The sequence below is a fragment of the Haloarcula rubra genome (assembly GCF_019599465.1).
In the GTDB taxonomy this organism is placed as follows: domain Archaea; phylum Halobacteriota; class Halobacteria; order Halobacteriales; family Haloarculaceae; genus Haloarcula; species Haloarcula rubra.
Window position 1 is genome coordinate 839,727 of record NZ_RKLR01000001.1, and the last position, 19,614, is coordinate 859,340.

The window sequence follows — 19,614 nt, forward strand, 5'->3', positions numbered from 1 at the left end:
GCGTTACAGCGCCGTCGCGACCCGGGGCTACCGTGGACAGGTCAGTCCGTCGTCCGTCGGCGCGAGGTCGGCCGGGTCGACGGCGCCCGGACACACCGGGTCGGCCGGGTCGTTCGAGCCCAGTTGGTCCCCCTCTCCCGCTGGCTGGACGACGAACCCGTCGTCCGTCCGTCGCAGGTCCGGGTGGACGTAGGTCCGGTCCGTCGCGTCGAGCGTGACCGCGACGATGGTCTCGTTACCGCCGACGGCGGGCCTGACGTTCTCGCCGCCGGCGGCGACGTCCACCTCGTGGGCCGTGAGTTCACCCGATTCGAGGGTCCAGACCGTCGCCTTCGTGCCCGCGAGTCCCGAGAGGCCGTCGACCTGTGCGTCGCCGTTGCCCTCGAACCGGACCGTCACCGACGGACAGTCGACGACGTACTCGACGCTCCGTGCGTCCGTCGTCTCGGCGAACACGTCGGCGCCGTCGGCCGTCACGTCGAACGAGACGGTCGCGTACTGCGTCCCGGACGCCCCGCACCGCACCGCAATCGGGACGTCGAACTCCTCGCCGACGCCGACCGACCGCCGAGTGACGCTGTCGCTCGTCGGCGTCCCGTCCAGTCCGTCGCCGGTGCTGACGGTGTACGTGACGGTGAAATCGACCGGTTGCGTGAACTGGTTCCGGACGGTCAGAAACGTGTCCTCGACCGTGGCCCCGTCGAGCGACACCCCAGCGTCGGGATACGTCAGCGACATGTACGCGTCCGCGTCGCCGACGACGTCGACGCGCACCTGTCGGTCGGCGGAGACGGCGCTGAACCCACCGCTGCCGACGGCGAGGGCGGCCACGGCGGCCACGGCGAGCAACACGGCGACGCGGCTAGGCATCGTCCACCTCTGGGGGCGACTCACCCGACCCCAACCGCATCCGTCGCGAGAGGTAGTAGTGCGAGGCCGACGAGACGCCGAAGGTCCCCAGCAGGAACACCGTCCACCCGACGAAGGGGACGACGGCGAACGGCTGGACGCCCAGCCACGAGAGCGTGACGAGGATACAGCCGATGGCGCTCAGACCCATGTAGTAGAAGCTCCACGGGATGTCGTAGCGGTCGACGAGTTCCAGATAGATGTCGAGGTCGGCGGCCGCGTCGGTCAGTTCGACGGTGCCGTCGCGCTGGTGGAACTCGACGACGCCGGTCTCGTCCATCTTCGGCAGGTGAAACTGCTGGAGCGACGTGTACACCGTCTTGCGCTCGCTGGCCGAGATGTCCCGGACCGTCGTGTCGTTCTCCCACGCCGCGACCTGCTCGGCGAGGTCCGAGAGCGGGACCGCGCTCTCGGTGTCCTGCAGGTGGTGGAGCGTGTACCGCCGCCGCCGGTTGCTCAACATCTCGAACGTCTCGTCCCGCGAGAGTTCGACCGTGTGGTCGTCTCGCTGTGTCTCTGTCTCGGCTCGTTGCGACTGGTCTCTTGTCGACGGTGACGTGGCCTTGCTCATTCGGACATCCCACCCCAGGGGAGACGACAGTGTGGACAGAACCCACACGATAGCTGACAGTTCGCACTTCTGTTGAGAAGTGAACACGACATAAAAGTATTGACTGTTCATCACTTCGTGTCCGTTTCCGTATCCATATCCGGTCCTCCCACTCGGCAGACGGAAGCGCCTCTCAGAACCGAGGAAAACGCCGATATACGCGCTTCAAACACTGTATGCGGTCGGTCACTCGTCGAGACGCGGCCCAGTATAGAGTGCTTGATTCCCGACGGCGACCGACAAAGGCCCTTTGCCGACGGTCAATCAGACTGAGTGGTACTTTCAAAGTCCTTACTACAATGCGGATAGGGGGTCTGGCCTCAGGTAGCGTCCGACCCACCGGCGGTCGGTGGGGGGTGCGGGCGCCCAACGAGGTAGACCAACGATGCAACGACGCAAGTTCCTGATCGGAATGGGATCGCTCGCCGCCGGCTCGGCGGCTGCAATGGGTACTGGTGCGTTCACGACCGCGTCCGCCGACCGGGCGGTCGACGTCAACGTCGTCGGCGACGGGAGCGCGTATCTCGGACTCTCGGCCGCAAGCGGGCCGAACGGCGACTACGTCGACGACAGCGGCGACGAGGTCATCGTCGACTTCGGAGACATCTCACAGAACGACGAGGGCAGCAACGCTGGGACTGGCTCCGGTGTCGGTCACGACTCCTCGTACGACATGGACAACGTGCTCACGATAACCAATCAGGGCACGCAGGAGGTGACCGTCAGTCTGGACACTAGCTCTTTCCCGAGTGAGGTGAGTGCGAGTCTCAACGCGTCGTCCTCCACAGACGACGACGGCGACGGCGACACGTTCGACCTGGACGTCGGTGACAGCGTCGACGTCGACTTCCAAATCGACACGCCAGACAGCGCGACCGACATAGATACGACGCTGACCATCAAGGCGGACGCCTGAGGTGACCGGACATGAAACGGAGGCGGTTCGTCATGGGGCTCGGAGGGCTCGCGGCCAGTAGTGCTGCGGCTGTCGGAACGGGCGCGTTCACGAGCGCGTCCGCCGACAGGGAGCTGAGCGTCACCGTCACCGACGAGGCGAGCGCGTACCTCGCACTGGAACCGGCCGACGACGAGAACGCGAACCTGGCCGCGACAACCAGCGACGCCAACGGGAACCAGCTCCAGATAGACGTCAACGGCCAGTTCCCCGAGGCCGCCAGCGGTGACGGCGTCAACCGGTCCTCGGTGTACGAGTTCGACGACATGTTCCGCGTCGCCAATCAGGGTACGCAGGAGGTCAACGTCTGGTTCGACGAGCCGAGCTACGGCGGTCCTGTGGACGTAGAGTTCTACGCGTTCGGCCAGTCCAGTATCGCGCTGGACGGAACCGACGGACAGGTCGCAGTCGCCGTCGGCGAAGAGGTCAAGATAGGACTGAAGATAGACACCGGCGATGCCTCGACGGCAGACGCGTTCGAGGATAGCACGACAGTCCACGCGCAGGCCAGCGACACGGGCGCGTCCTCGACCGTGGACGCGTCGAGTTACGCACCAAACACGTAAGCACCGACCACCGACGGGAGCGCGCCCGTCGCCCGGCTCCGAATCCCGAGAGTACCACTACCCGGCTCAGTTATTTGTCTTGACCCGAACCACACCTTCCCTCCTCGTCGCCCTCGCCCTCGCGTCGACAGCCCTGCTCGTCCCGACCGGCGCTGTCCCGCTCGACCCACTCGGGACCGACACAATCGGCGACGACCTCGTCCTCCAACCGGCAGACACCGAGAACGGCGACTACGCAGTCCTGAACGGGGACGACGAGATAGAGCTCCTCCTGACGGCGTCGAACCCCTACGTCGACGGCGACGGGGTCGACGCGGACAGTCGCACGACGCTCCCGCGCGTATTCACGATGACCTACACCGGCGACCGGTACGCCGACGTGTGGATCACCGACGACGCCGACGACGTGCGGTTCTACCGCGGCGAGGACTCGACCGACACCATCGAGAGCGCCGACCACAGCGTCTCTCTGGGGCCGGGCGAGACCGTCGCGGTCGGCCTGCGCGTCGACACCCGCGGCGACCACGACGTCGAGGACGCAGAGCAGTTCACCGTCCACGCGACGCTGGCCGACGCCCGGGCCGACGACGACGGCGACGGACCGAGAGTGGTGACGCCCACGCCGACGGAGACGGCGACAGCCACGGACACCGAGACGACGACCGAGACGGAGACCACGACCGAGACACCGACGACGCCGACATCGCCGACCGAGCAACCGGAGCGACCGACGCCGATGGCGACGGAGCGCAACCAGATTCGGTCGTCGACCGGGAGCGGCACGACGGAACTCGCCGGCCTCGGTCTCGGGCCGTTGCTGGCAGTCGTCGCCCTCCTGATGGGGCTGGTCGTGGCGCTCGTCGCGGTGCGGCGGTACAGGTGACCGATGCACGGGAGCGACCGGACGGCGTCGGTGCGGCGCGTCCTGTGGTCTCGGGCGACGGCCGTCGACCTGCTGTTGCTGTGTTCGGTCCCCGCGATACTGCTGGCGGTGGCGTCGCTGCCCCACGCGACCCGCGAGTCGCTCGCGTTCGAGTACACGGCGCCGACCCTCGGGACGGCCCTCGCGTCGTCGTTCGTCCACCTCGACACGGCCCACCTGCTGACGAATCTGGTGGGCTACGCGCTCGTCGTGCCCGCCGCGTATCTCCCGAGCGTCCTGAGCGGGGACCGGGAGCGGTTCCGCGTCGCGTTCGTCTCGTTGCTCCTCGCCTGTCCGGTCCTGCTGCCGTACCTGAACCTGGCGGTCGCGCGCCGCGGCGTCAGTCTCGGCTTCTCCGGCGTGTTGCTGGCCCTGTACGGCTACCTCCCGCTGGCGCTGGCGGCCTACCTCGACCGGCAGTTCGGCGTCGGCCCGGACCGGAAGACGGCGCCGCTGCTGTTCTTCGTCGGCGTGACGGTCGTCTCGGTACTGACGCTGGCCGCCGTCGCCACGAACCCCGTCCGGGTCCCAGTCCGTGGCGTCGTCGTCCCGGTCACGCAGGTCCTCGTCGCGACGCTGGTCGGACTCGTCGCCGCGCTCGTCCTCGTCGTGGCGCTGTACGCCCTGTCGACGGTCGACGACTGGCGCGCAGTGGTGCCGACGCTCCACGCCGCGACACACCAGTCGGGGCACTTCGAACTGGCCCTCGTGGCGACGGTGGTGTTCCTCGCAGTCCCGGTCGCCACGTTCCCGGTCGACCCCGTCGTCAACGGCGCCGTCGTGAACCTCTACACGCATCTCGTCGGCTACGCGCTGGGGTTCACCGGCCCGTACGTGACGCTCGAAGTCCGACGGCTACTGTTCCCCGCGGCGGACGCGTGAGCGCACGTCGTCGACCCGTCACCAGACTTATATGACAGCGAGGAAGACACTCGGTGATGGCATTGCGGAGAGGGGTGGCGGTAGCGGTGGAGGGAGCAGTCGCACTGTTCCTCGTCGCGATGGTCGCCGGACAGGTACTCGGCCAGCCAGTGTTGCTCGGGTACGTCACGACGGGGAGTATGCAACCGACGCTGGAACCGGGCGACGGGTTCGTCGCCGTCCCGGCCGAGGTGGCCGGCCCCGTCGAAGAGGGCGACGTCGTCACCTTCCGCGCCGAGGAGATTCAGGGCGGCGGGCTCACCACCCACCGCGTCGTCGGCGAGACGGAGCGGGGGTACGTCACGCGCGGCGACAACAACCCGTTCACCGACCAGGACGGCGACGAACCCCCGGTGACGGAGGCACAGATAGTCGCCGTCGCGTGGCGACCCGGCGGCGAGGTGCTGGCGGTTCCGGGCGTCGGAGCGTTCGTCACCCTGACGCAGGGCGTCCTGACCGAGGGACAGCGACGACTGGCCGCGGCGCTGGGCACGCGCTCGCTCCTCGGTACGCAGGGGCTGGCCTACCTGCTCGTGGGCCTCTCCGTCGCGGCGTACGTCGCGGACCTGTTGGTCGGCGGCGGCCGGCGGCGTCCCGAGCGAGACACCGGCCGCGAGACGGGGACGAGCGTCCGTCTCGTCGTCGCCGTCTTCGCGGCGGCGGTCGTCCTGTCGGCGACGGCGACGATGGTCGTCCCGGCCGGGCCACAGGAGTTCGGCGTGGTCAGCGCCGAGAGCGACTCGCCCGGTATCCGTATCGTCGAACAGGGGACGACGGAGTCGACGCGGTACGTGCTGGGCAACGGCGGGTTCGTGCCGATGGTGACGTACGTCGACCCGGCCAGCGACGGCGTCGCGTTCGAACCCAGTGCGGCGGTGATACCACCTCAGTCGACGGTCAACGCGACGCTCACGCTCACCGCCCCGCCGGACACCGGCTACTACCGCTACTTCGTCGTCGAGCACCGGTACCTGCTCCTGTTGCCACAGTCGACCATACGGGCGCTCTACGGGGTCCATCCGTGGGCCCCAATCGTCGCCATCGACGGCCTGCTGGGCGGGTCGTTCTACCTGCTCGGCGTGGCGCTCGTCGACACCGGACGGGTCCGGTCGCGGTCCCGTGACGGGCCGTCCCGCCTCGACCGCCTCCGCTCACGCCTCACGTAGTGTTAGAACCCAACAAGTTACCATACACTAACTATTATGTCTGACAGCATGCGTCGTCGGACCCGTCGGTTTCGGAGGATAGTGGCCGACAACGTCGCGCTCGTGGTCGTCTGCGTCCTGCTGGTCGGGGCCGTCGGGGGGTACCTCACGTACACCACACACGTCGCGCCCGGGACAGCGACGGAGATGCGACAGACCGCCTCGTGGGAGTCCAGCGGCGCGTTCACGCACCGGGCGACGGTCGTGAACGGGAGTCGGGCGTTCGAGGCGGGGACCGTGCTCCGGAACCGGACGGTGTACTTCCAGCGAGTGACGCCGCGCCTGAACGGGTCGTTCGCGTACACCTACGCGGCCAGCGACGGCGGGGACGTAGACGCGGAGACGACCGTCTCGCTGGTCTTTCGCTCCGTCGACACCGCGGACGACGGCGACCCGACGGTGTACTGGCGCGTCGACCGGACGCTGAACCGGGCGAGCAAACAGTCGCTGGCGGCGGGCGAGCGAACGACGGTCCCGTTCTCAGTCAACGTGAGCGAGGCCGCCGCAGAGGCGGCCCGCATCGACGAGCGAATCGGCGGGACGCCGGGGACCGTCGAGGTCGCCGTCGTCGCCCGAACCACGCTCTCCGGGACCCGAAACGGCCGCTCGGTCGACGCCACCAGAACCTACCGCCTCCCGATGACGTCCGAGGGGAACGTCTACCGTGTCGAGGACCCCGGAGCAGTGACGGCCTCGGGCGGCCAGACCGAGCGCGTCACCGTGCCCGCCGAGTACGGGTCGCTCCGACGTGTCGGCGGGCCGGCACTGCTGGCCGTCGCGCTCGGCGCCCTCGCCGGCCTCGGCCACGCTCGACGGACCGGCTGGCTGACCGTCACCGACGCCGAACGGCGGTGGCTGGCCTATCGGTCCGCCCGCGAGGAGTTCGACGAGTGGATAACGACCGGACGAGTGCCGCCCGAGGTGGGCGCGCCGGCCGTCGTGGACGTCGACTCGCTCGCCGGACTCGTGGACGTGGCCATCGACACCGACGACCGGGTCGTCGAAGACGAACGCCGGAACGCCTGCCTCGTGCTCGGCGACGACCACTGGTACCGCTACGATGTCCCGACGGACCCGACGACCGAGGAACGGGACGCCCTGACCGAGACCGAGGCGGCGACCAACGGCGACAGTCCCCCCGACGCGACGGCACGCGACGTCGACCTCACCGCGGACGACGAGAGCGACTGACGCCGGGACGCGACCGCGGGGTATTTCTACGGGCCGACCCGGTGTGAGAGCATGGACGCTGCGCTTGGCCCGCCCGAGCAGATGGCCGAGCTAGACGACGACCTGACGCCGATGATGGCGCAGTACTACGAGCTCTGCGAGCAGTACGACGACGCGCTCGTCCTCTTTCAGGTCGGGGACTTCTACGAGGCCTTCTGTGCCGCCGCCGAGCGAGTCGCACGGCTCTGTGAGATAACGCTGACCCAGCGGACCGACTCCACCGGCGAGTACCCGATGGCCGGCATCCCCATCGACAACGCCGAATCGTACATCGAGACGCTGTTAGACGCCGGCTACCGGGTCGCTATCGCCGACCAGGTGGAGGACCCCGACGAGGTCAGCGGCGTCGTCCAGCGGGCGGTCACCCGCATCGTGACGCCGGGGACGCTCACCGAGTCGGAACTGCTCGGTGGAGCCGACAACAACTACGTCGCGGCGCTGGCCGCCGGTGACGGCTACGGCCTCGCACTCGTGGACGTCTCGACGGGCGACTGTTACGCCACGAGCGTCGCCAGCGAGACGGCCGTCGCCGACGAACTGAGTCGGTTCGGCCCCGCCGAGGCCATCGTCGGCCCGAGCGTCGCCGTCGACGAGGACGAGGTGTTCGGCCCGGCCTGTCTCGTCACCGAGTACGACGCCGCCGCCTTCGAGCGCGAACGGGCCGAGGAGCGCATCGAGCGGTACTTCGGGCCGCCCGAGCGGTTGCTGGCCGGCGACGCCGAGCGACGCGCCTGTGGCGCCCTGCTGTCGTACGCCGAGTACACCCGCGGGAGTTCCGGTGCCGTGGGACCGGACGGCGAACCCGTCGACCCCGACGTGGACCCGGAGCGGACGCTGGACTACCTCAACCACCTCACGCGGTACGACCCCCGCGAGTACATGCTGCTGGACGCGGTGGCCGTCGAGAGCCTCGAACTGTTCGAGCGCCGTTCCGTGCGGGGCCACGAGAACCTCACGCTGGTCGACACGCTGGACGAGACGGCCTGCGCGCTGGGCCGACGGGAGTTGACCGACTGGCTCCGCCGACCGCTACTCGACGTGGACCGCATCGATGGCCGTCACGAGGCCGTGGCCGAACTCCAGCGCGACCCCGCGACCCGCGAGCGACTCCACGACCTGCTGGCGGACGTCTACGACCTCGAACGGCTCATCTCGCGTGTCTCTCGTGGCCGGGCGAACGCCCGGGACCTGCGCTCGCTGGCGTCGACGCTGTCGGTGGTGCCCGACGTGCGCGACGCCCTCGACGACGCCGACGCCCGCCTGCTGGCGGACCTCCACGCGACGCTGGACCCGCTGACGGAGACCCGGGAGGAGATAGAGGCTGCGATTCGCCCGGACCCGCCACAGGCGGTCACGGAGGGCGGCGTCGTCCGCGAGGGGTACGACGACGAACTCGACGCCCTGCGCTCGACGGAGCGGTCGGGCAAGGAGTGGATAGACAGGCTCGAGGCCGACGAACGCGAGCGCACCGGCATCGACTCGCTGAAGGTCGGCCACAACTCGGTCCACGGCTACTACATCGAGGTGACCAACGCCAACCTCGATTCGGTGCCGGAGGACTACCAGCGCCGACAGACCCTCAAGAACAGCGAGCGGTTCTACACCCCCGAACTCAAGGAGCGCGAGGAGGAGATTCTGCGTGCCGAGAGCGAGGCCGACGACCTGGAGTACGACCTGTTCTGTCGGGTCCGGGACGCCGTCGCCGACGAGGCCGAACGCGTGCAGGCGCTGGCCGACCGCCTCGCCCGACTGGACGTCCTCGTCTCGTTCGCCGAGGTGGCCGCCCGCCACGACTACTGCCGGCCGACCGTCGGCGGCGACGGCATCGACATCGAGCGAGGTCGCCACCCCGTCGTCGAACGAACCGAAGACGCGTTCGTCCCCAACGACACCCACCTCGGGAGCGGTCCCGTCGGGGACAGCGAGACAGACGAAACCGACCCCTTCTTCGCCGTCCTCACCGGCCCCAACATGAGCGGGAAGTCCACGTACATGCGACAGGTGGCGCTGGTCTGTCTGCTGGCACAGGCGGGCAGTTTCGTGCCCGCGTCGTCGGCCGACCTCCCGGTACTGGACCGCGTGTTCACCCGCGTCGGCGCCAGCGACGACATCGCCGGGGGCCGGTCGACGTTCATGATAGAGATGACCGAGCTGGCGACCATCCTGCAGGAGGCGACGGCCGACTCGCTGGTCCTGCTGGACGAGGTGGGCCGAGGCACCTCGACGGCCGACGGACTGGCCATCGCCCGCGCCGTGACGGAGTACCTCCACGACGAGGTGGGGGCGTACACGCTGTTTGCGACCCACCACCACGACCTGACAGAGGCGGCCGGCGACCTCGCCGGCGTCGCGAACCGCCACTTCGAGACGAGTCGAGAGGACGGCGACGTGGTGTTCGACCACGAACTCGCGCCCGGCGCGGCGGCGGCCTCCTACGGCGTCGAAGTCGCCGAGATGGCCGGCGTCCCCGAGCGAGTCGTCGAGCGGTCGCGGACCGTCCTCGCGGACGACGACCCGGACGAGACACCGGCGGGCACGGCACCGACGGCGGCCACCCCCTCGGCCAACGGCCACGGAGCGACAGGCGAGGACGGACAGAGCGAGACGGCCGAGGTGGTCCGAGAGACGACGGCCGCCGACCTCGAACGGACCCTCCGCGAGGTCGACGTCGCGACGACGACGCCGGTCGAGGCGTTGACCCTGCTCGCAGACCTCAAAGACCGCGTCGAGCGAGGATGACACCCGAACCGAACTTACCAGATACTAACCAGTTAGGTAGACACGTTTTATTTCGTTCTGACTAGTGGCAGGTATGCACACGACACCGGACGCCGCGGCGACCACGCCGGACCTCTCGACGACGGTCGACCAGACGGACTCGGTCGCCGAAACCGTCGTTCGAGCGGTCGCGGCGGTCGAAGACGACCCCGTCGAGGCGTTGCCCCCGCTGACGACCGCCGTCGACCCCGACGCGCTAGCGGCGCTGTTCGGGACCGAGACGGTCGGCCACGTCTCCTTCACGTACTACGGGCACACCGTCGTCGTCTCGTCGGCCGACGACGTCGCCGTCTACTAGGGCGGTTCCAGCGAGACGAACTCCAGTCCCTTCTCGGCCAGCAACTGCCGTGCGCGGTCGGTCACCGACGGTGCGACGAGGATGCCCCGGACCTCGGTGTCGGCGTGGAGGTCACGGCGGAGCGCCTCGACGTACCGGTCCAGTTGGCCGACCGCGTCGGGCCCGACACGGCGGCGCTTCAGTTCCACGACGACGGTCCGGCCCGCGGCGTCCTCGCCGTAGACGTCGACGGCGCCGGCGGGCGTCTCCCGTTCGGTCGCCAGCGGCGTGAACCCCGACTCGACGAGGTCCGGCGCGTCCAACACCCGCTCTTTCAGGTCCGCTTCGGTGCCCGTGACGGCCAGTTCCTCGGGGTCGCTCACGTCGAAGGCGGCGGCGTGGGCCACCGTCTCGAAGGTGATTTCGAGTTCCTCCTCTGGCGTCGTCCGCTCGGACCGGACCACGAGTGCGCCGTCGGCGACGGCGACGCTGTGGTCACACCCCGGCGGTTGCCAGTTGACCGGTTGCTGGCCCTCGTCGGTGTGGACCAGCGCCGCCCCGTCGGGTTTCAGCGTCACGTGGCGGTCGCCGGGGCCGAGCGAACTGGCCGCTCGCCCCTCGTACTCGACGGTACAGGGGCCGAACAACGTCACCATCGCGCCCCGGGCTATCGCCCGTTCGACGAGGTCGCGGACGACGTCGGGGGCGGGGTAGCTGAGCGTCTCGACGGCGCTGTCGGCGGTCACGGCTGGCGGTTAGCGGTCGCCCCGTAAAAAGGGCGCGTCGTCGGGCAGGTGGACCGCGTCGGCCCGGTCGCGGAGCGCGGCCAGTAGTCCGTCCCGAACCGTTCCGGCGTCGACGCCCCGGGCGACCGCGTCACAGGCACGCGACTTCTCCTCGACCCACCACGCCCGCAGCGCCGTCGGATCGTCGGTGCGTGCGAGGGCCACGTCCGTCGGGTCGTCGAGCGTCGGGTCCAGCCAGCAGACGCAGTACCGGCGGACCGACCCGTCACAGACCAGCACCGCCTCGACCGTCGCGTCGAGTCGGTCGCGGACGGCGGCCGCCGACCAGCCACGGCCGAGCGGGCGCGACTGCGCGACCGGGTCGGCGTCGACGCCCCAGTGTGCGACCCGGCAGTCGAAGCGGCCGTCCTCGCGGGCGACGAGGACGAGAGTCCGACGGCCCATCAGCGACCACTGGCCTCCAGCGCGGACATACGGGTCGGTGGTCGCGGCTCCCTACTTGAACGCTCGCGCTACGCGTCGGCCCGCGGGAGCAACACCGTGACGGTGTTCCCCGCCCCCTCCTCGTCGGAGAACTCGATGGACCCCCCGGAGAGGTCGACCACCCAGTACACGAGCCAGAGACCCAGCCCGGTCGTGTGGTAGATGTCGTCCATCTCGCGGTCACCGGTCAGCACTTCCACCTCTTCGTCGGGAATCGGGGGGTACCCGTCCCGGACGCACAGTTCGACCCACTCGTCGTGTGTCCGAATCGCGAGCGAGACGTGTGGGTCGCCGGACTCGGAGTGTTCGACGGCGTTCTCGAGGAGTTCCTCGACGGCGAGGCGAATCCGCGGGAGTGCGACCACGTCGGCCCGGTCGGGGACGCTCGTATCGATGACCGTCTCCGGGGACGCGGCCCGCACGTCCCGCAGCACCTCGTCGACGGCGGCTACGAGGTCGAACGCCTGCGGGACGCCCGCGTCGGTGAGCAGCGAGATTATCTCGCGCTGCTTGTCGGCGCTGTCGAGCAGGTCCGTCACGACCCGTTCTATCGTCTCGATGCGTGGCCCGACGGCGTCGCCGGTCTCGTCGGCGATGACGTCTAAGTTGCCGAGCAGGGTCGTCATGTCGTTGCGGAGGTTGTGCCGCAGGACGTTCTCCATCACGACGAGGTGGCGCTCACGGCGGCGGCGGTCCGTGACGTCGCGCGTGAACCCCGCGATGCGGACCACTTCGCCGTCCTCGACGACCGGGTTCCCCCGAACCCAGACCCACACGCTGTAGTCCCGCCCCGGGTTCACGCGATACTCGATTTCGGCCGGTTCGCCGGCGGAGAGACGAGCCATCGCGGCCTTCACGTCCGGGACGTCCTCGGGGTGGATGGCGTCGAGAAACGTCTGAGGGTCCTCGCGGAGCGCCTCGGGGGACGTCCCGTATATCTCCTCGTAGGCACCGTTGACGAACAGCAGTTCCTCCCAGTCGCCGTCGAACAACCACAACACGTCGTTGACGGTGCGGGCCAGTTCCAACAGGTGCGCCTCGGTCTGTTCGCGCTCCCGTCGGGCCTCGATGCGGGGCGTCACGTCCCGGGACGTGACGACGTAGCCGCCGAGAGCGGCGTCCGTGTGGTTCGAGAACCGACTCTCCAGCCAGATCCACGAGTCGTCGCTGGTGGCGTGGCGGTAGGTGACGGTGTCGCTCTGCTCGCTGTCGGCACCGACGACGCGCTCGAAGGTCGCGCTGACGGTGTCGAGGTCGTCGGGATGGATGTAGTCGAAGGCGTTCGTCCCGACGAGTGTGTCCGGTTCGTACCCGAGGATGCGCTCCGCCGCGTCGTTGACGAACTGATACTCCCCGTCGGCGTCGACGACCACGATTTTGTCCCGCGTGTGGTCGAGGAGGAGAGATAGCTCCTCGGCGAACCCCATACTGCTTGTCTAAACCCTGATGCCATAAACTATTAGACAGACTCAGTGACAGGTCCGGAGAGCCCGCCTCGCGGCGGTAGACCCGTTCTGAACAGTGTTCGGTCGCCGTACGGACGCGGTCCGGCGGCCATGTGAACTATGCACAACCCTCAAGTATAACGTCACCGTATAATCACGTATGATGGGGAGCGAATGGCTGTACGGCGCCATCGCCCTGCTCGTCGGTCTCCACGTACTGACGATGCTGTACGCCTACCGACGGCAGAGCGACCCCGCCTCGGGCGCCACGCAGTCCGACCCCGAGATGACGCCGCGGGCCCCCAGCGACGACGCGACCGAGACCATCGACTGTGCCCACTGCGGGGCCACCAACGAGCGTGGGTACCAGTTCTGTCGGGAGTGCGTCGCCGACCTCTCCAGCGGCGCGCCACAGCGCCAGTCCGTCGAACACAGTCAACCCTACTGACAGGCGTCTCCGACCAGCGACGGTTCTCTCTGCGGACACGAGTGTCGAGACTGCAGTCCGTCCACTCAGGTCTCGCGGTCGCTCGCGGCGGAAGACCCGCCCGCGCTACCACCCGCACTCGCGCTCGCCGACCCACCGGAGGCGTCCGCGTCGCTGAAGTACGTCCCGACGAGTCGGTCGTCGTGCGTGACGACGAGCGTGAACTCCTCCGGCGTCGAGACGTTCAGTGTCACGTTGTACCGCACCGAGAGGTCGCAGTTCGCGCTCGCCGCACCCGGGTCGCGGGCGACGTCGAGGACGTACCGCCCCGGCCCGAACCGGTCCAGCGAGGCCGAGAGCGTCGTGTCGTGGGCGTCGACGGCGATGGTCTGGTTGAGATGGACGCGTCGGCCCGCGGGGACCGGTCTGCTGACCGTGGCGTCGGGGGCGGTTCGCTCCTTCGCACAGCGGGTGTCTATCGGCTCGAACGTGTGGAGTGACGTCTCCTCGAAGGCGGGGTCCTCGCCGCCGAACTGCAACGGCGTCGCCGAACCGACCGCGACGGTGGCCACGCCGCCGACGGCGACGATGGTCAACAGGCCGGCGAGGGCGTATCGTCGGTCCATACGCGAACGCTCGCGCGCACTGCCCTAAGCGGCGGCGGTGGCTACAACCGCGGTTTGAGCGTCAGTCGAACGCCGACAGCGTCGTCTCGGTGGTGTCCCGGAGGTGTCGGCGCACCCGCTCACGGTCCCATCCGAGCGGCGACACCACTTCGGCGGCCGCCCGGACGAGGCGCGTCCGGTAGCAGTCGGCGTCGTACCCGTCGGGGGCCTCGAAGTCGAGGCGCACGCGGTCGCGCGACCGCGTGTCGTCGTCGACGACGACGTAGCGGACGTCCTGTCCGGGGTGGCGCTCGATACCGTGGTCCCGGTAGCGCTCCAGCGCGGCGACGGTGCGCGAGCGCCGGTCGTACCCCGAGAGCGGTTTCGAGACGCGCGTCCGAATCACGAGGTTCGCGGGGTCGACGGCGCCTCGCTCCAGTCTGGCCAGCTGGCGACCGAGGCGGTCACAGACGGCCGCCGGGTCGCGGTGACGGTCTCCAGCGACCGCAGGAGGTCACGCTGGGCCGACGCGACGAAGTCGCAGGTCGAGCGTCGCCGGGCCGCAAGCCCCCGAATCTTGAACCTCTCGCCGTCGGCCACCTTCCCGACGTAACTGGTGAGCGACCCACCGCGCCCGGTCTGCTGGGGGACGAACGCGGCCCACGCGAAGTCGTCCTCGTGTTCCAGCGGGATACCCACGGCCTCGCTGATGGCGGCCGTGAGGTCGGCGACGGGCGTCGGGTCGGCGACGCGGGGCGTAATCCAGAGGCTGTCGACGATGCCGTGGAGCACGCGCCAGCCGCCCGCTTCGAGGCGCCGTTTGGCGTCAAGCAGAATCTCGCGTGCGTAGGCGTTGATGGCCTCGTGACACTCGATGCGGCCGAACTTGCTGTTTCGGTACCCCTGATAGCCGAAACAGGTGACCAGAATCCACTTCAGCGCGTCCGAGCGTGCGGCCAGTCGCTCGTGGGCCTCGCCGTCGGGGTCGGCCTCGGCGAGGGTCGCCTTGAGGTCGGCCCGGTCGTCGAGGATAGGCGCCAGTACACTGGGGACGAAGCCGGCGTCCTCACAGACGCTGTACCCCAGTCCCGGCACGTCGTCGCCGTCGTGACAGTCACAGCGGACCGTCTCGGGGCTGAGGTTGTACTCGCACATGATACGGGGGTACAGCGAGGCGAAGTCGACCTCGACGACGTCCTCGTGGAATCCCACGTCGGGTTCGAACGTGAACCCGCCGCGGTCCGCGTCGTGGAGCGTCCGGGCGGGCTTGAACGCCTCCGGTTCGCGGGCCCGCCACGGGACGAGTACGTCTCGGGACCGCGCCTCGCGTATCTGGATAGCGGTGAACACCGTCCCGATAGAGGACCGGGAGAGGGCCTGCAAGGGGAGCCACGACCGCTCGACGAGGTCCAGCAGGCCCGGGAGGCCCGCCTCGCTCCAGAGGAAACTGTTCGACCGGTCGACGATGGCCCGGCCGGGCACCGAGTACCGCGCCGGCGAGTGGCCGACGCGACCGTAGCTCTGGTAGGTGTTCGCCCCGGCGAGTCGCCGGTATCCCGCCTCGCGGCCGAGGTGACAGTCGACGCCGAGGGCGTCGGCCCAGTCGTGGAGCAACGGGACGAGGTCGGCGCTCGACAGCACCAGCACGTCGGGGTCACGCGCGGCCAGTCGACGGGCGAGTGCCCGCAGGACAGCGCCCTCGTCGGCGGGCCGCGTCTCGGCCAGTCGCTGGCCGTCACAGCACAGTTCGGTCGGGTCGCCGTCGGCCAGCGCCGCCGTCGGTAGCGAGAGCGAGAGCGACCGCAGGTCCGCCTCGGGAACCGGACTCGTCCCCGTCGTGAGACAGTAGCGCGCCGTCGGGTCGAGGTCGACGTCGTACAGCCTGACGGTTCCCGGTGCCCACCGGTCGGGTTCGTGGACACAGCGAACCTCCCGGGCGAGCGTCCGGAGTTCGTCCGGCCGCTCGCAGTCCACGCGCAGGACCCGGTCCCGGTCGTCCGCTCGGAGCGACGTGAACCGGCGTTCGAACCCCGTGTCGGCCACCTTCGGGTCGACCGCCAGTCGCTCCCGGAGCGTCGTCAGTACGTCCTCGGGCGCGGCGGCGTACAGCGACGGCGTGTACCGGCGGTCCTCGCGGACGCTCGCCTGCTCGCCGGCCGCTCGTGACCAGACGCGGACGCACTCGTCGGTCACCGCGACGGCGAACGCCATCAGCGTGGCCCCCCGTCGGTGTCGCCCTCGGCCTCGCGCTCCAGTTCGGCCACGCGCTCGCGCAACCGCCGGAGTTCCGTCTCGTGGGCGAGGAGCATCGACACGAGGACGAGCGTCTCCCGGTCCGGGTCGTTGGCGTACCCCGCGGCGTCGGCGTGTCGACGGGCGCGCTCGAACAGGCGCTCGAAGTCGGCGCCCGCCTCGTGTCGCAACGCCCGGCGGTAGTCCCGCCAGCGACCCTCGTAGTCGGCGAGGAAGTCGCGGTAGGTGGGGTTCGTCCGCCCCATCTCAGTCCACCACCAGTTCCACCGGGTCCGCCGTCGTCGGGCCGGGGTCGCCGACGGCCCCACAGACGTCGACCCAGTACGGGACGGTGGTCTGCCACCAGCCGTCCCGCCAGTAGCCCGGCGGCGTGTGTCCCGGGGCGTCGACGGCGTAGCCGAACGGCGTGTTCCGGCAGGTCAGTTCGGTGTCGGCCCGGTCGTGGAGTCGGTCACGGCGGGCGTCGGACGCCGTCGGTGCCGAGACGAGGACCGGAACGTCGAGTGCGTCCGCGAGCGTCTCCAGCAGTTCGCAGGTCGCACCGTAGAGCCGGTCGTACTCGCTCTCGGGACCGTCGGCACCCTCGTACAGTGCCGGGACGTTCGGCACGACGACGAGGTCCGTGCGACCCGAGGCGACGTCGACGGCACGGCGGACGAGTGCGTGGTGCTGGTGGGCCGTGAACGCGCGAGCGACGCGGACACCGCGGAGCGCGTGTCGGTCGCCGTCGGCCGTCAGGGCGTACGTCGAGGCCGCGCCGCCGGCGTCCACCCACAGCGTCTCTGTCGCCTCGGCCGACCGGACGACGTGGGCGACGGCCCCACGGCCGTCCGGTTGGTCGACGTAGACGAGTCCGGGTTCGAGTGGTGGCGTCTGCATGGCACGCCACACCGTTGCGGGCGACCGGGCCTAAAGTCGAGCCACGGGTGCGGAGTGGAACTGAAAGTGGTCCAAACGGTTTTAGCGACGGCGGGTCTCCGACCGACTGTGACAATCCCAACGACGACACTCCCGAGTGGCGACGAGCTCCCGACGGTCGGCGTCGGCACGTGGAACTTAGACGACGACACCGTCGGCGACTCCGTTCGAACGGGGTTGGACGCCGGCTACGCCCACGTCGACACCGCCGAAGGGTATCACAACGAGGCCGCCATCGGCGAGGCACTCACAGACTACGACCGCGAGGACGTGTTTCTCACCTCGAAAGTCCTGCCGAAACACCTAGACTACGAGTCCGTCATCGCGTCCTGTGAGGCGTCACTGGAGCGCCTCGGGACGGACTACCTCGACCTGTACCTGATTCACTGGCCCAACCCGACCATCTCGCTCCGGGAGACGCTGGACGCGATGGCCACGCTCCACGACCGGGGACAGATACGGAACGTCGGCGTCTCGAACTTCAGCGCCTACCAACTCAGTGCTGCCCACCACGTCAGCGACGTGCCCATCGCCGTCAACCAAATCGAGTACCACCCGTGGAACACCCAGGACGACGTCGTCGAGTACTGCCGGGAGACCAACACCGTCGTCGAAGCCGCGGCCCCCCTCGGCCGGACGGAAGTGTTCGACGACCCGACAATACAGGCCATCGCCGACTCCTACGACCGGTCGCCGGCACAGGTCGTCCTCAAGTGGGCCGTCGAGAACGGCGTCGTCCCGCTTCCGAAGTCCTCCTCGCCCGACCACGTCCGCGCGAACTGCGACCTGTTCGACTGGGCCCTCGCCGAGGAGGACCACCGGCGTATCGACGACATCGACCACCACCAGCCAGTGTACGACTTCCCGGCCCGTGACTGGTCGGGCGACACCTACGGCATCTCCCAGTAACACGGGTCGATGGTGACGCCTCCCGCACCCGGTCGCTGGGACGCCGCGGCCGCCGGGAGCGTCGCCGCTCTCCTCGTCGTCGCGTACGTGGTCGTCCCCGACGCGACGGTCCAGTACGGTGCGTGGCTCCTCGTCTTCTGTATCTGGATGGCGTGGTTCGTCGCCTTCGGCGCGCGCTGGCTCTACGGCGAGTGACAATCGGCTATCACGCGAAACCGCATGACGTGAAGCTTTTACTCGAATCCGTGTCAGCGAGAATTTATTTACTCCCGGCCGCTATACACACCCGATGCCTCGCATCGAAGTCTCGGAGAACCTGTACCGGCAACTCGAGGACGAAGCCGACGGCGAAACAATCGACGACACCCTCTGGAAGATGGTCGGTACCTACCGCCGCAAGCACAACCCCGAATCAGACCGACGATAACGACGCTCGTTAGCGATTCTGCTGCACGCCATTCAGTGAGCGGTCGCTGTCCGGACCACGGGACGACCCATCGGTAGGCCGCCGGCTGCCAACGGAGGACTGTGAAAAAATCGCCTGCACGACCGGGTTCTCGGTGACTTAGACGGTCGTCCAAGCACCCTCGATGTCCGCCGAAGACATCTCCGTATCGTGTGTCTCTTTCGCGTGTGTCTGGACGAACTCGATGAGCTCGTCCTCGTTTTCGGACCGAATCACGAAGTCGCAGTCGTACCCCGCATCTCGACAGACTACCTCTTTGGCCATTGGTATCGTGCCTCCGTAGACGAGAGTACAGCGGCCTATTTCGTTACAACGTCGTTAGCTGACGAACGCTGAGACTGCCACGAAGAAAGAGTTGCTTGCCGTCTGTGTACGGCCAGTGGGACGACGGACTGCGACTCGTTCCGAGGAGCAGCGTGACGCGGTTTAGTCGCTGTGACGCTCTGCTTGCAGCGCCCGCGCCTCTTCGACCGGGACGGTAATCCAGTCCTCGTCGGCCTCGAACTTGAGTTGGACAATCCCTGACGGGATGTCTGCATCCACCGTCGTCGAGTGTTCGGCGACGAGATGCCGCGCGTACTGTCCCCAGACAGCGTCGTCCGCGGGTGCGATGGCCCGCCACGAGCAACCGGGGTGTGAACAGCGTTTCATCGTCTTCCCATTCGTTTGCTAGACGGGCACATGAACGTTTTTCAGCCCACAAACGTGGTAATTCGCGATTATAGACACGACGAACGGACCCAACTAACGGGGTGCTGAGACCGACGGGTCAGCGTCGTCGGTCGGTCACCAGCGCGGCCGCTCCCCAAGGACGACGAGCCTCGCGGAGAGACGACTCTCCGCGAGGCTCGAAATGAATAAGGTATGAATGGTGGCGGCGAACCAGCTTTCCCAGAGGCTCGCGCACTCCAGTACTCCCTGGAACGCTGGCGGGCTTATCTTCCGTGTTCGGGATGGGTACGGGAGGCAACCCCGCCGCTATGGCCGCC

General features: G+C 68.7%; 24 protein-coding genes and 1 rRNA gene. 12 read left to right on the forward strand and 13 right to left on the reverse strand.

Going from position 1 to position 19,614, the window contains the following annotated elements; genetic code table 11:
• Window positions 1–27 precede the first annotated feature (27 nt).
• Both EGH21_RS04490 and EGH21_RS04495 read right to left on the reverse strand, forming a co-directional pair.
• Window positions 28–870, reverse strand: a complete 843-nt coding sequence (locus tag EGH21_RS04490; RefSeq protein ID WP_220617253.1) for a hypothetical protein — start codon at window positions 868–870, stop codon at window positions 28–30.
• Entirely contained in the window at window positions 863–1,480 is a 618-nt protein-coding gene (locus EGH21_RS04495) for a DUF7344 domain-containing protein (RefSeq protein WP_220617254.1), read from the reverse strand. The genes EGH21_RS04490 and EGH21_RS04495 overlap by 8 nt, the downstream gene beginning before the upstream one ends.
• A gap of 424 nt (window positions 1,481–1,904) precedes the next feature.
• Between EGH21_RS04495 and EGH21_RS04500 the strand changes: the two genes are divergently transcribed.
• The 8 genes from EGH21_RS04500 (at window position 1,905) to EGH21_RS04535 (ending at window position 10,394) form a co-directional block, all read left to right on the forward strand.
• Window positions 1,905–2,435, forward strand: coding sequence for a hypothetical protein (locus EGH21_RS04500; protein WP_220617255.1), 531 nt, complete (start codon window positions 1,905–1,907; stop codon window positions 2,433–2,435).
• A gap of 32 nt (window positions 2,436–2,467) precedes the next feature.
• Window positions 2,468–3,040, forward strand: coding sequence for a DUF1102 domain-containing protein (locus EGH21_RS04505; RefSeq protein ID WP_220617256.1), 573 nt, complete (start codon window positions 2,468–2,470; stop codon window positions 3,038–3,040).
• A gap of 79 nt (window positions 3,041–3,119) precedes the next feature.
• On the forward strand, window positions 3,120–3,923 hold the full coding sequence (locus tag EGH21_RS04510; RefSeq protein WP_220617257.1) for a hypothetical protein: 804 nt from the start codon (window positions 3,120–3,122) through the stop codon (window positions 3,921–3,923).
• A gap of 3 nt (window positions 3,924–3,926) precedes the next feature.
• Window positions 3,927–4,844 (forward strand): hypothetical protein, encoded by a 918-nt coding sequence (locus tag EGH21_RS04515; RefSeq protein ID WP_220617258.1) that lies wholly within the window; start codon window positions 3,927–3,929, stop codon window positions 4,842–4,844.
• Between the two features lie 56 nt (window positions 4,845–4,900).
• Window positions 4,901–6,049 (forward strand): S26 family signal peptidase, encoded by a 1,149-nt coding sequence (locus tag EGH21_RS04520; protein ID WP_236035374.1) that lies wholly within the window; start codon window positions 4,901–4,903, stop codon window positions 6,047–6,049.
• An 81-nt stretch (window positions 6,050–6,130) separates the two neighbouring features.
• Complete coding sequence (locus EGH21_RS04525) at window positions 6,131–7,279, forward strand: DUF5305 domain-containing protein (protein WP_220617260.1); 1,149 nt, start codon at window positions 6,131–6,133, stop codon at window positions 7,277–7,279.
• A 51-nt stretch (window positions 7,280–7,330) separates the two neighbouring features.
• Complete coding sequence (gene mutS, locus EGH21_RS04530) at window positions 7,331–10,057, forward strand: DNA mismatch repair protein MutS (RefSeq protein ID WP_220617261.1); 2,727 nt, start codon at window positions 7,331–7,333, stop codon at window positions 10,055–10,057.
• 73 nt (window positions 10,058–10,130) lie between these two features.
• Window positions 10,131–10,394, forward strand: coding sequence for a HalOD1 output domain-containing protein (locus EGH21_RS04535; protein WP_220617262.1), 264 nt, complete (start codon window positions 10,131–10,133; stop codon window positions 10,392–10,394).
• Here the strand turns inward: EGH21_RS04535 and nucS are convergent.
• The 3 genes from nucS to EGH21_RS04550 all read right to left on the reverse strand — a co-directional run bounded on the left by nucS (window position 10,391) and on the right by EGH21_RS04550 (window position 13,029).
• On the reverse strand, window positions 10,391–11,119 hold the full coding sequence (gene nucS / locus EGH21_RS04540) for an endonuclease NucS (RefSeq protein WP_220617263.1): 729 nt from the start codon (window positions 11,117–11,119) through the stop codon (window positions 10,391–10,393). The two genes, EGH21_RS04535 and nucS, sit on opposite strands and share 4 nt — an antisense overlap.
• Window positions 11,120–11,128: 9 nt before the next feature.
• The gene (locus EGH21_RS04545) at window positions 11,129–11,563 is read right to left on the reverse strand and encodes a hypothetical protein (protein ID WP_220617264.1); all 435 of its coding nucleotides are present in this window, start codon (window positions 11,561–11,563) and stop codon (window positions 11,129–11,131) included.
• 68 nt (window positions 11,564–11,631) lie between these two features.
• Complete coding sequence (locus EGH21_RS04550) at window positions 11,632–13,029, reverse strand: PAS domain S-box protein (protein WP_220617265.1); 1,398 nt, start codon at window positions 13,027–13,029, stop codon at window positions 11,632–11,634.
• 178 nt (window positions 13,030–13,207) lie between these two features.
• Between EGH21_RS04550 and EGH21_RS04555 the strand changes: the two genes are divergently transcribed.
• Window positions 13,208–13,495, forward strand: coding sequence for a DUF7577 domain-containing protein (locus EGH21_RS04555; RefSeq protein WP_220617266.1), 288 nt, complete (start codon window positions 13,208–13,210; stop codon window positions 13,493–13,495).
• A 65-nt stretch (window positions 13,496–13,560) separates the two neighbouring features.
• Here EGH21_RS04555 and EGH21_RS04560 read toward each other — a convergent pair whose 3' ends face one another.
• The 5 genes from EGH21_RS04560 to EGH21_RS04580 all read right to left on the reverse strand — a co-directional run bounded on the left by EGH21_RS04560 (window position 13,561) and on the right by EGH21_RS04580 (window position 17,211).
• Window positions 13,561–14,100: a hypothetical protein gene (locus tag EGH21_RS04560; protein WP_220617267.1), complete on the reverse strand. Its 540-nt coding sequence runs from the start codon at window positions 14,098–14,100 to the stop codon at window positions 13,561–13,563.
• A gap of 61 nt (window positions 14,101–14,161) precedes the next feature.
• A complete protein-coding gene (locus tag EGH21_RS04565; protein ID WP_220617268.1) occupies window positions 14,162–14,485 on the reverse strand; it encodes a hypothetical protein in 324 nt (107 codons plus the stop codon).
• On the reverse strand, window positions 14,482–16,290 hold the full coding sequence (locus EGH21_RS04570) for a type B DNA-directed DNA polymerase (RefSeq protein ID WP_220617269.1): 1,809 nt from the start codon (window positions 16,288–16,290) through the stop codon (window positions 14,482–14,484). The genes EGH21_RS04565 and EGH21_RS04570 overlap by 4 nt, the downstream gene beginning before the upstream one ends.
• A complete protein-coding gene (locus tag EGH21_RS04575; RefSeq protein ID WP_220617270.1) occupies window positions 16,290–16,577 on the reverse strand; it encodes a DUF8156 family protein in 288 nt (95 codons plus the stop codon). The genes EGH21_RS04570 and EGH21_RS04575 overlap by 1 nt, the downstream gene beginning before the upstream one ends.
• A 1-nt stretch (window position 16,578) precedes the next feature.
• Window positions 16,579–17,211 (reverse strand): hypothetical protein, encoded by a 633-nt coding sequence (locus tag EGH21_RS04580; RefSeq protein ID WP_220617271.1) that lies wholly within the window; start codon window positions 17,209–17,211, stop codon window positions 16,579–16,581.
• A gap of 108 nt (window positions 17,212–17,319) precedes the next feature.
• On the opposite strand from EGH21_RS04580, the gene EGH21_RS04585 reads away from it, so the two are divergent.
• From EGH21_RS04585 to EGH21_RS04595, 3 genes are all read left to right on the forward strand, one after another.
• On the forward strand, window positions 17,320–18,159 hold the full coding sequence (locus EGH21_RS04585) for an aldo/keto reductase (protein ID WP_220617272.1): 840 nt from the start codon (window positions 17,320–17,322) through the stop codon (window positions 18,157–18,159).
• A gap of 9 nt (window positions 18,160–18,168) precedes the next feature.
• Window positions 18,169–18,354 (forward strand): hypothetical protein, encoded by a 186-nt coding sequence (locus EGH21_RS04590; RefSeq protein ID WP_220617273.1) that lies wholly within the window; start codon window positions 18,169–18,171, stop codon window positions 18,352–18,354.
• A 94-nt stretch (window positions 18,355–18,448) separates the two neighbouring features.
• Window positions 18,449–18,586 carry a hypothetical protein gene (locus tag EGH21_RS04595; protein ID WP_166968190.1) on the forward strand — a complete coding sequence of 46 codons (138 nt, stop codon included), beginning with the start codon at window positions 18,449–18,451 and terminating at the stop codon, window positions 18,584–18,586.
• A 138-nt stretch (window positions 18,587–18,724) separates the two neighbouring features.
• On the opposite strand, the gene EGH21_RS04600 is transcribed toward EGH21_RS04595, so the two are convergent.
• From EGH21_RS04600 to rrf, 3 genes are all read right to left on the reverse strand, one after another.
• Window positions 18,725–18,889 (reverse strand): DUF1059 domain-containing protein, encoded by a 165-nt coding sequence (locus EGH21_RS04600; protein ID WP_220617274.1) that lies wholly within the window; start codon window positions 18,887–18,889, stop codon window positions 18,725–18,727.
• A gap of 162 nt (window positions 18,890–19,051) precedes the next feature.
• Window positions 19,052–19,276, reverse strand: coding sequence for a DUF1059 domain-containing protein (locus EGH21_RS04605; protein ID WP_220617275.1), 225 nt, complete (start codon window positions 19,274–19,276; stop codon window positions 19,052–19,054).
• 218 nt (window positions 19,277–19,494) lie between these two features.
• A 5S ribosomal RNA gene (gene rrf / locus EGH21_RS04610) occupies window positions 19,495–19,614 on the reverse strand; the annotation flags it as partial.

Coding starts and splice junctions, on each gene's coding strand:
- EGH21_RS04600 (WP_220617274.1), bottom strand. CDS start 18,889: ATGGCCAAAGAGGTAGTCTGTCGAGATGCGGGGTACGACTGCGACTTC.
- EGH21_RS04505 (WP_220617256.1), top strand. CDS start 2,468: ATGGGGCTCGGAGGGCTCGCGGCCAGTAGTGCTGCGGCTGTCGGAACG.
- EGH21_RS04560 (WP_220617267.1), bottom strand. CDS start 14,100: ATGGACCGACGATACGCCCTCGCCGGCCTGTTGACCATCGTCGCCGTC.
- EGH21_RS04590 (WP_220617273.1), top strand. CDS start 18,169: ATGGTGACGCCTCCCGCACCCGGTCGCTGGGACGCCGCGGCCGCCGGG.
- EGH21_RS04520 (WP_236035374.1), top strand. CDS start 4,901: ATGGCATTGCGGAGAGGGGTGGCGGTAGCGGTGGAGGGAGCAGTCGCA.
- EGH21_RS04550 (WP_220617265.1), bottom strand. CDS start 13,029: ATGGGGTTCGCCGAGGAGCTATCTCTCCTCCTCGACCACACGCGGGAC.
- mutS (WP_220617261.1), top strand. CDS start 7,331: ATGGACGCTGCGCTTGGCCCGCCCGAGCAGATGGCCGAGCTAGACGAC.
- EGH21_RS04495 (WP_220617254.1), bottom strand. CDS start 1,480: ATGAGCAAGGCCACGTCACCGTCGACAAGAGACCAGTCGCAACGAGCC.
- EGH21_RS04490 (WP_220617253.1), bottom strand. CDS start 870: ATGCCTAGCCGCGTCGCCGTGTTGCTCGCCGTGGCCGCCGTGGCCGCC.
- EGH21_RS04595 (WP_166968190.1), top strand. CDS start 18,449: ATGCCTCGCATCGAAGTCTCGGAGAACCTGTACCGGCAACTCGAGGAC.
- EGH21_RS04500 (WP_220617255.1), top strand. CDS start 1,905: ATGCAACGACGCAAGTTCCTGATCGGAATGGGATCGCTCGCCGCCGGC.
- EGH21_RS04535 (WP_220617262.1), top strand. CDS start 10,131: ATGCACACGACACCGGACGCCGCGGCGACCACGCCGGACCTCTCGACG.
- EGH21_RS04605 (WP_220617275.1), bottom strand. CDS start 19,276: ATGAAACGCTGTTCACACCCCGGTTGCTCGTGGCGGGCCATCGCACCC.
- EGH21_RS04580 (WP_220617271.1), bottom strand. CDS start 17,211: ATGCAGACGCCACCACTCGAACCCGGACTCGTCTACGTCGACCAACCG.
- EGH21_RS04555 (WP_220617266.1), top strand. CDS start 13,208: ATGATGGGGAGCGAATGGCTGTACGGCGCCATCGCCCTGCTCGTCGGT.
- EGH21_RS04545 (WP_220617264.1), bottom strand. CDS start 11,563: ATGGGCCGTCGGACTCTCGTCCTCGTCGCCCGCGAGGACGGCCGCTTC.
- EGH21_RS04515 (WP_220617258.1), top strand. CDS start 3,927: ATGCACGGGAGCGACCGGACGGCGTCGGTGCGGCGCGTCCTGTGGTCT.
- EGH21_RS04575 (WP_220617270.1), bottom strand. CDS start 16,577: ATGGGGCGGACGAACCCCACCTACCGCGACTTCCTCGCCGACTACGAG.
- EGH21_RS04570 (WP_220617269.1), bottom strand. CDS start 16,290: ATGGCGTTCGCCGTCGCGGTGACCGACGAGTGCGTCCGCGTCTGGTCA.